Here is a 7,906-nt window from a genome sequence, read left to right as displayed (position 1 = left end):
CTCTTTCTTAAACCCTCCTGACTCCTCCTTTTTCTTTTTTGTTGCACTTCATTGACAATCTGCCGCCCCTGAGCGAAAGGGCGGTGGTCGTAAAACAGTATTAACGTGAAATTCTGAAAACCTTGTGTTTTCAAGGGGCGGCGTGACTTCGGTCACGCCGTTTCCCTTTTCATCAGTTCATCCAGAGGAATGAAGCCCATGCCGTCGTACTTGATGTGGATGCTCTGGCGACGTTTACCGCTGGACTTGTCCGGGGCCTCCACATAGATGGCCTACACCAACTCCCGAAGGGCATACGGGTCGAGCGTTTCGATGCCCACATACTTGTGCGCTTTCTGGATGAATTTCTCAATATTTTCGTTCTGTCGTTCCTGTACTTCGATGTCCTGCCGCAAGGCGATGACCTCGGCTTCCAACTGCTTCTGCTCCGCCTCGTAGCTTTGGCTCAGCATATCGAACCGCTCGTCACTCAGGCGTCCGCTGGCGTTGTCCTCGTAAATCTTGATAAAGAGCCGTTTCAGTTCGGTGATGCGCTTCTCGTCCCGGCTGAGCTGCTTGCGGATGATCTGCAATTTTTCCGCACTTTCCAGCTTCATCTGCTGTTCCATCGCGGTTCGGAAGTAGTCCTCATGCCGGAGGATATACCCCATAACCATCTGCATATGCTTCAAGACCAACTGCTCCAAAACCTTAACTCGGATGAAGTGTCCGCCGCATTTCTCTCTGTGTTTCTTGTGCAGAGAACAGTCGAAGAAGTCCTGGGCGAAATTGCCATTGTTGGAAGAACCGTACTGCATCTTGGAACCGCAATCGGCACAGTAGACCAGTCCGGAAAAGATACTGCTCCTGCCGGTGCGGGTCATGCGGTGTCGCTGCTGGCGGATCACCTGGACTTTCTCAAACACATCGTCCTCGATGATGCGCTCATGGGTGTCAAGGAAAACCGCCTGCTTCTCGATTGGCGTCTCACGCTGCTTCTTGTCCCAAATGGAGTTGGTGTAGGTCTTGAAGTTCACCGTACAGCCTGTGTACTCCCGGCGCTCCAGGATATTGACAACGGAACTGTCGCACCAGCCATTGTGGTTTTCAGGGTTCGGATGCGGAGTACTGCGCCCCTGCTGTTTCTTGTAGGCGGTAGGCGTCAGCACTTTATCTGCCTTCAGCTGATTGGCGATTTGCTGCGGCCCCCGCCCTTCCATACACATCTGGAAAATGCGTCTTACAACCTGGGCAGCCTCCGGGTCGATCAGCCAGTGTTTCGGATTTTCTGGGTCTTTCACATAGCCATAAGGGACATTGACCGTCAACGGTACGCCACGCTCACCTTTCGCCTTCTGGACAGCCCGGATTTTGCGGCTGGTATCGCGGGCATAGAACTCGTTAGATAACCTCGCATAAAGAAGGACAGATTTCAGAGTTCCACATAGCCGACAAAGTTATAATAGATTTTGATGTCCCGGTGGGTCTCCCCGGCGATTTCGTACTTCTCGCCCACCTCGATGCGCTTCACCAGCCGCAGGAGGGTGGGACGGTCGAGTTCCTCAAGCTGGGCATAATCGCGGATAACGGCCAGCCATTCATCGGTGGCCTGCTCGTCCTCCTGGGTGGCCTCCAACTGCGCCATGAACTGCGTCCGCTGTTCCAGCTTGCCCCGGCGTTCGTCCTCGTAGCGGTTCATCAACTGGACGCACAGGGCCTCCGGCATGACGCCTTTCACCTTGTCCTCGTAGGCCGACACCACCAGCTTCTCCAGTTCCGCCAGCCGCTTGTCCACCGCCGCCAGCGTTGCCCGGAGCGCCTTTGTCTGCTCCATGCTGGCGGCGTTTTTCTGAGCGAGGATTTTCTCCTTGAGGGCGGCAGAGCTGTTCTGCGCCAGCATCGCCTTGGCATGGATGTCCAGCAGGAGCAGCTTCGTCAGCACCTTGCAATTGATGTAGTGTATGGAACAAGCTACCTTGCCACCGCTGCCGTATCGGTTACACATATAGGCTTTATAGGTGCCGTAGTGACCGTCCTCGTGGCGTTTCCGGCTTCGATAGTCTTTCAAAATCCGCATAGACGAACCGCAGTCCGCGCAGTAGAGGATGCCAGCGAACAGGGAGATTACCCCATCGCTGCCGGAGCGCCCCTTGGAGGGATGATTGTCCAGCCTTTGAACGGCATCCCAGACCTCCTGAGAGACAAGCGGCTCATGGGTATGCTCCACCTTAATCCAGTCCTCTTTCGGCTTGCTGACCTGCTTGTGAATCTTGTAGGAAACGGTGCCGGTTTTGTTCTGTACCATGTGGCCCAGGTAGACCTCATTCCGCAGAATGGTCTTAACCGTCACATCGTTCCAGTAGGGTGTCTCGCCCCGTAGGTTCGGCCTGCCCTCGGCCATATAGTAGAAACCGCGGGGCGAGGGTACGCCCTCCTCATTCAACGTCCGGGCGATTTTCCGAAAGCTATCCCCCTGCAAACGCATATCAAAAATGCGGAGAACGACAGGAGCGGTCACCGGGTCGATTTCAAGGATGTGCTTGTCCGCCGGGGATTTTCGGTAGCCGATGGGAGCGTAGCACCCGACATACTTTCCGCTCTTGAAGGTGGACTGCTTGACAGCGCGGATTTTGCTGCTGGTGTCGCGTGCATAGAGGTCGTTCATGACGTTCTTCAAAATGACCAGCATCTCATTGTTCTTGTGGATGGTGTCCACGCCGTCATTGAGGGCGATGAAACGGCAGCCCATCGAAGGGAACACGATGTCTGTAAACCGTCCGGCCTCGATGTAATCTCTGCCGAGGCGACTGAGGTCTTTGCACAAAATCAGATTGATTTTCCCAGCTTTGGCATCGGCAATCATCTGATTGAACATAGGACGGTCGAAGGTCGTACCTGAGACCCCGTCATCACAGTAGGCGGCGTAGAGGTTCCAGCCCTGCTCCTGCACATAGCGGCTGAGCATGATTTTTTGATTTTCGATGGACACGGACTCGCCGGTTCTCTCATCGTCCCGGCTGAGCCTGCAATAAATTCCGACATTGTATTTTTCCTGCATCTTGTTTTTTTACCTCCCTGGACGCAGGAACATAGCATCTGTTACCTGCTCCCATTATAGCTGCTTTAGCACTGTAACGCAATGGTTTTCTGCCGGACATCAGAAATTTTTACGCCGTCCGCCGCCCGTTCCGCTCCAGTTCCGCTGTGTCGATGACCTCGCCCATTTCCGGCTTTTCCGTAAAGCTGCTGTGTAGGTGATAGGTCACTCCGTCCATTTCCACATCAAGCCCCAGGTTCAAAAACACACCCCGGCACCCGCCGTATTCAAAGCCAGGGAGTTCCCCCGCCACTGTGATTTCTACTGGTCGTTTTTCGGTTTTCATGCGATACCTCCCATGCTCCGTAGGATGTCCACGGTGTTGCCCAGCGCACAATAAAGCGCCTCATTGTCTGGATTTTTCATGCTGGACTTCGCCGCCATGCGGATTTCCCGCAGGGTAACCTCCACCTCCCGTGTGGTGTACCCATTTTGAACGGCGGCGATGGCAAGGTTGGCAAGATAGACGCAATCGGCGTAGGCCAACTTGTCCTGCACCGCTATTCTGCCGAGCTGCTCCAGGATGCCGTCACGGGATTTCAAGGTGACGGCTGTTCTGTCCTCCAACCATAAGACCTCGCTGTTTTGAATTTCGGTAGCCGCTACCGATAACAGGTGAACACCTTCGTACATATACATCTTGTTCAGCGCCTGCCGCCTGCTGGGAGCGTATTCCTCGGTAATGTGGGCGTCCAGCCTTGGCCTGCCCCGGCTACGCTTGACTTCTTCCATTTTAACGTTTCCCATTGTCTGGCCTCCTTTCAAAAACAAAAAGCGCAGATACAATAAGACCGACCCCAGCGAAAACGCTGTGGTTCGGTCTATGTATCTGCGTGAAAAATATGTGCAGTATCCAATTCCCCATTATAGTAGCACAAACGAATGTTCCTGTCAATGCCTTTGGGGAAATTTTTGTCGAGGGCCAATGAAAACAGCAGCCATGTGCTACTGGGCAAGCAGGGCGTTTGTATATACAAACGCACAAAACCTGCGGTTCCCAGCGATGCCGGAAACCGTAGGTTCTGCTTGTTGGGGTAGCACCCCAAACCCTCTGAACAGCGTTTCACGCTGGCTACGGCGCTACGAGCCTGACGGATTTTTGAAAAATGCCATTACCTTTTACGGGGTAGTTTGCGATTATGCTGGTAAGCCAGCCTCACCGTTTTCAAAAAATCTCCGCCAGGGGCGGGAGAAAAAGCGCCGGAACGGAGCGTAGCCGCAGAATGAAATTCTGCGAAAAGGGGTTTGGGGGCAGTGCCACCAACAAGCAAAAACAGCTTTCCGGCGGTCACGCCAGAAAGCTGTTTTGAGTCTTTGTGGGAACAAAGACACTGCTTGCAAGGTAGTGTATCTACGTAAAACCTCCTACGCCACATCTTCGTTCTCAGGTAGGACGCAGTATAGCAAGAAAAGTTTTACGGCAATTCAGACTGGGCTTATCACAGGTGTCTGTTCTCCACCTCCGGCTTTCTGACTGGCTGTTTCGTGTGTTTCACAGACGGCAGAATTATCACTGGAATTATCTGGACCGCAACAGCAAATTTTCAAAGAGCTTATACTGTAAAACCAATCTTCCTTTGTGCGGGCCAAGGGCAAGCACGCCATTGGCCCCCGTCTTGCTCCATTTTTCCTGCCAAAAGGTTTGTGGCGGCATCCGCAATATAACCCAGGTAACTTTCAGCAGAGCTGTCACCACACAGCATTTTCCACATCAGACCGCCAAAAAGATATGACTGGGAAAATTCACGCCAGCTATGCAGTTCCTCCACAACCTTTTGAGATATATCCCAAAGAATACCGACAGCCTCACTTTCTGTGAGCCAGCCTAAATAGCATCCCCAGCGGGTCAGCATTGCCGCCCGTCCAATATCCCATCCAGCCATAAAGCCAGGAGCATACCGGCTTTTATACCGTTGCGCGAATCTCCATGCCCGGCTTGTAGACTCGCAGACATCCTCATCCATCGTTTCATCCATCAATTCCTCCGGTGAAGCCGCCTCACTGTAAAGCTGATACCGCAGGATATAGCCCTCCTGCGCCAGATAACGAATCATGTCCAGCAGATCACTGCGGCCGTCTATCCCCCAGGAGCGGCGCACAAGGGACACGATTTTTTGCTCCATAACAGGAATATGTTCCTCCACATCCATTCTATCCAGATGGTGGCTGTTAAGGGTCGATAAAATACCAGACAGCAGGACGCCAAATTGTCCCCATTTTGCGTCATCCTTTTGATAGGGAATCGGCTCTGGCTCAGGCATGGCCTCAAGTCGGTCCATTGTCTCTTCCAAGGTTGTATAGAGCCTTTCTTCCAGCTCCAGATCAAATGAAAGCTTCTCCTCTTCGTCGGCATCTTCCATCTCCAACGTTTCCAATGCCGCCGCGATTACGCCCATATCCTCCCCAAACAGCTGCCCCATGAGGTTTTCTGCTGTGGACGCAGTCGCTTCAGCGACCTTATCATTTACCATTTTTTGCAGCAGCTCCTCGTTGACAGCCATTTGAGCCATACCGTCCGTCCCCAATATCTGTCCGAGAATTTCCACCTGACGCTTGGTATTAGCAGCAATCTGTTCTTCAACTTCAGCGGCAGATATAGATGGGCTTTCTTCAGAGTTTGGAACCTCAATCTGGCTAACGATTTCTTCGCTTTTTTCAAAAGTCTCTTTTATGCTGTCAGCCGCTTGTTCGCTTACCTGCTGTGTCCGTTTCATAATTTCGCTTATATCAAACATTTTTTCTGTCCTCCTTATCTGGAGGGAGCGGATGCCATGCTGAAGTTTTTTCGTTGCGTGTAAATATCTTTTTGATTCGGCTCAGGATTGCTTCTATGAAACGAAACCATAGATTGCCAAATATAAACACGACCACCAGAAACAGCAAGAACGCTCCGATTTCTCCCCAAGGCATCCCTACCTCACTTTGTTGCGAACCGATTCATAAAGAACTCGGTAAAAGCGGCCAGCTCATCCTCCTGCGACACATAAACATACAACTTTTCATCTTCCAGCCAGTCATAGGCATTGATGCCGATATACCCTTTTTTGTCCGGGTAAATGATAAAGGCGTCCGTAGGATATTTATTCCGATAGGCTTTCAAAATTTCAGAACGGCAATAATAGGTTGGATCACCGCAGCCGGAAAGATCAGGAACTGTAGGCACAACCACAATCGTTTGGCTGCTCTCATTCCAGCCGACAATCAAATTCCCAATTTTCGTTTTACTGCCATGAACAAATCCATAATTGAAACGGCTCACATCCTCGGTATATCCGAAAATCAGCCTGTAATCGTCCCCATTCTCTACAACCTGGTTAAACAGCAGGCGCATTTTCTTAGCATTTGCATCGCTCTTTTCCATGTCAATTTCGGGTCCCTTAAACAGCTTGCTAAAAAATCCCATAATCTTTTCCTCCATGATTTTTAATATTGACTCCATAACTATACATCACTTCAGGTTCAAAATGCTCCTGAAGCAACAAACAAATCCATCGTGTATTCTCCTGTGGAGTTTGCTGTATTTCTCAAAATAAATTCAAACAGTCAAATTTGTTTTTATTTTGAGTGAAGTAAAAGTCCGACTGAATATAACGCCGAAACGTATATTCGGACGGACTTGCTTATTTCTGTTTTTCAGAGTGCCGGCGCCGTTTTTAATTTCTCCAGGGCGTCCACAATTGCATTAAGCTGAAAATCCATTGTTTCCTCCGCCGCTTCGGGAACAAAGAACGGGAGGGTGTCCGGGATAGCCCTGCGTACAACCATTGCTGTCAGGCTTAAATTCGTAAACAGATTGATCTTTGCCGTATCTACCTTTATCCCAAAGTTTTCTAAAATCTCTCCAAAAAGACGAAGTTGTTTCTTGCGGAACATCTGGTAGCTTTCCTTTGAAAGGCTTTTGAAAAGAAGCTGTTGTTCTTCAATCGTTAAAATTGCAATTCCATTTTTCTCCCCATGGCAACAGGCATAAAGAAATTGCTTTACTGCGTCACGCCAGCTTAAAGCAGGGTCAGCCATTAGCTTCTGTACATACTCAATGATTTTAGGCTGTTGCAGATACAGCGTTTCAACGATCAACTCTTCTTTCGTCGCAAAAAAAGAATAAAAGAAAGTTCGCGAAATACCAACTTTTTTATATATTTGCTCTACAGTAGTATGCTGTATACCCTGTTTTGCCATCAGCTCAAGCCCAACTGTAATAAGCGCATTTCTGATGCGCTTTTTATCTGCCTCAGAATAAGCCACCTTCGGCACCCTGTCACCTTCTCAAGCAAAATAAAAACAAATTTTTAAATCCAACCTTATTTTAACACACCCAAAGGGATAATGCAAGAGCAAAAATACGATAAGATTGATGTTTTGAACAGATTGTATTTCCGGGAGGCACAAAACGGCAGGCAATTCGAGTATAGCTACACCTGAATCGCCTGCCGTTTATTCGTAAAATGCCTTTTGGGGCTTCCTTTAAACTGATTCTCTGGGACATCCTCTTTATAAATAGTGGTATAGTAACAGAATTACACTGAGCGCAACTTAATGATTTTTGGTAGCCGCTACCGTTAATACGGTGTTCTGTATAAAGCAGTTTCTGTCTGCGGTACAAATCAGCTTTGTCGGAGGTAACAGGGATGCTATGTCCTGCGTGTAGTGTCATTCTTTATGAGAGGGTGGCATTGAACCAGTTCTTTATTCCGGCAAAATCGTTGTTGACGCTGTTGGGGTCAGCGGTATCGAAGCTGTCATTGATGGCGATTGATGTGGTATAAAAAAAGTTGACACCTTTTCCTCAAGGGAGTAGAAAAAAGAGAAGAAGAAGGAGGCGGAAAAGGC

The 7,906-nt window shown here is 49.7% G+C and carries 7 protein-coding genes; all 7 read right to left on the bottom strand.

All coding sequences use genetic code 11. The features are described from left to right. Nucleotides 1-272: 272 nt before the first annotated feature. The 7 genes from D1646_RS21330 to D1646_RS21300 all read right to left on the bottom strand — a co-directional run bounded on the left by D1646_RS21330 (nucleotide 273) and on the right by D1646_RS21300 (nucleotide 7,330). Entirely contained in the window at nucleotides 273-1,307 is a 1,035-nt protein-coding gene (locus tag D1646_RS21330) for a recombinase family protein (RefSeq protein WP_160638373.1), read from the bottom strand. 104 nt (nucleotides 1,308-1,411) lie between these two features. Beyond that, on the bottom strand, nucleotides 1,412-3,037 hold the full coding sequence (locus D1646_RS21325; protein WP_160638372.1) for a recombinase family protein: 1,626 nt from the start codon (nucleotides 3,035-3,037) through the stop codon (nucleotides 1,412-1,414). 109 nt (nucleotides 3,038-3,146) lie between these two features. Continuing rightward, the gene (locus D1646_RS21320; RefSeq protein ID WP_160638371.1) at nucleotides 3,147-3,362 is read right to left on the bottom strand and encodes a hypothetical protein; all 216 of its coding nucleotides are present in this window, start codon (nucleotides 3,360-3,362) and stop codon (nucleotides 3,147-3,149) included. Beyond that, complete coding sequence (locus D1646_RS21315) at nucleotides 3,359-3,823, bottom strand: hypothetical protein (RefSeq protein ID WP_160638370.1); 465 nt, start codon at nucleotides 3,821-3,823, stop codon at nucleotides 3,359-3,361. The genes D1646_RS21320 and D1646_RS21315 overlap by 4 nt, the downstream gene beginning before the upstream one ends. Nucleotides 3,824-4,629: 806 nt before the next feature. Next, the gene (locus tag D1646_RS21310) at nucleotides 4,630-5,811 is read right to left on the bottom strand and encodes a DUF1266 domain-containing protein (RefSeq protein ID WP_160638369.1); all 1,182 of its coding nucleotides are present in this window, start codon (nucleotides 5,809-5,811) and stop codon (nucleotides 4,630-4,632) included. Nucleotides 5,812-5,993: 182 nt separating this feature from the next. Then, nucleotides 5,994-6,479 carry a hypothetical protein gene (locus D1646_RS21305; protein WP_160638368.1) on the bottom strand — a complete coding sequence of 162 codons (486 nt, stop codon included), beginning with the start codon at nucleotides 6,477-6,479 and terminating at the stop codon, nucleotides 5,994-5,996. Nucleotides 6,480-6,709: 230 nt separating this feature from the next. Beyond that, nucleotides 6,710-7,330, bottom strand: coding sequence for a TetR/AcrR family transcriptional regulator (locus tag D1646_RS21300; RefSeq protein WP_160638367.1), 621 nt, complete (start codon nucleotides 7,328-7,330; stop codon nucleotides 6,710-6,712). Nucleotides 7,331-7,906: the final 576 nt, after the last annotated feature.

This window comes from Pseudoflavonifractor sp. 60, from assembly GCF_009911645.1.
Lineage (GTDB): Bacteria > Bacillota > Clostridia > Oscillospirales > Oscillospiraceae > Lawsonibacter.
Note: the sequence above shows the minus strand (reverse complement) of the source record. Positions and strands in the feature narration are given on the sequence as shown.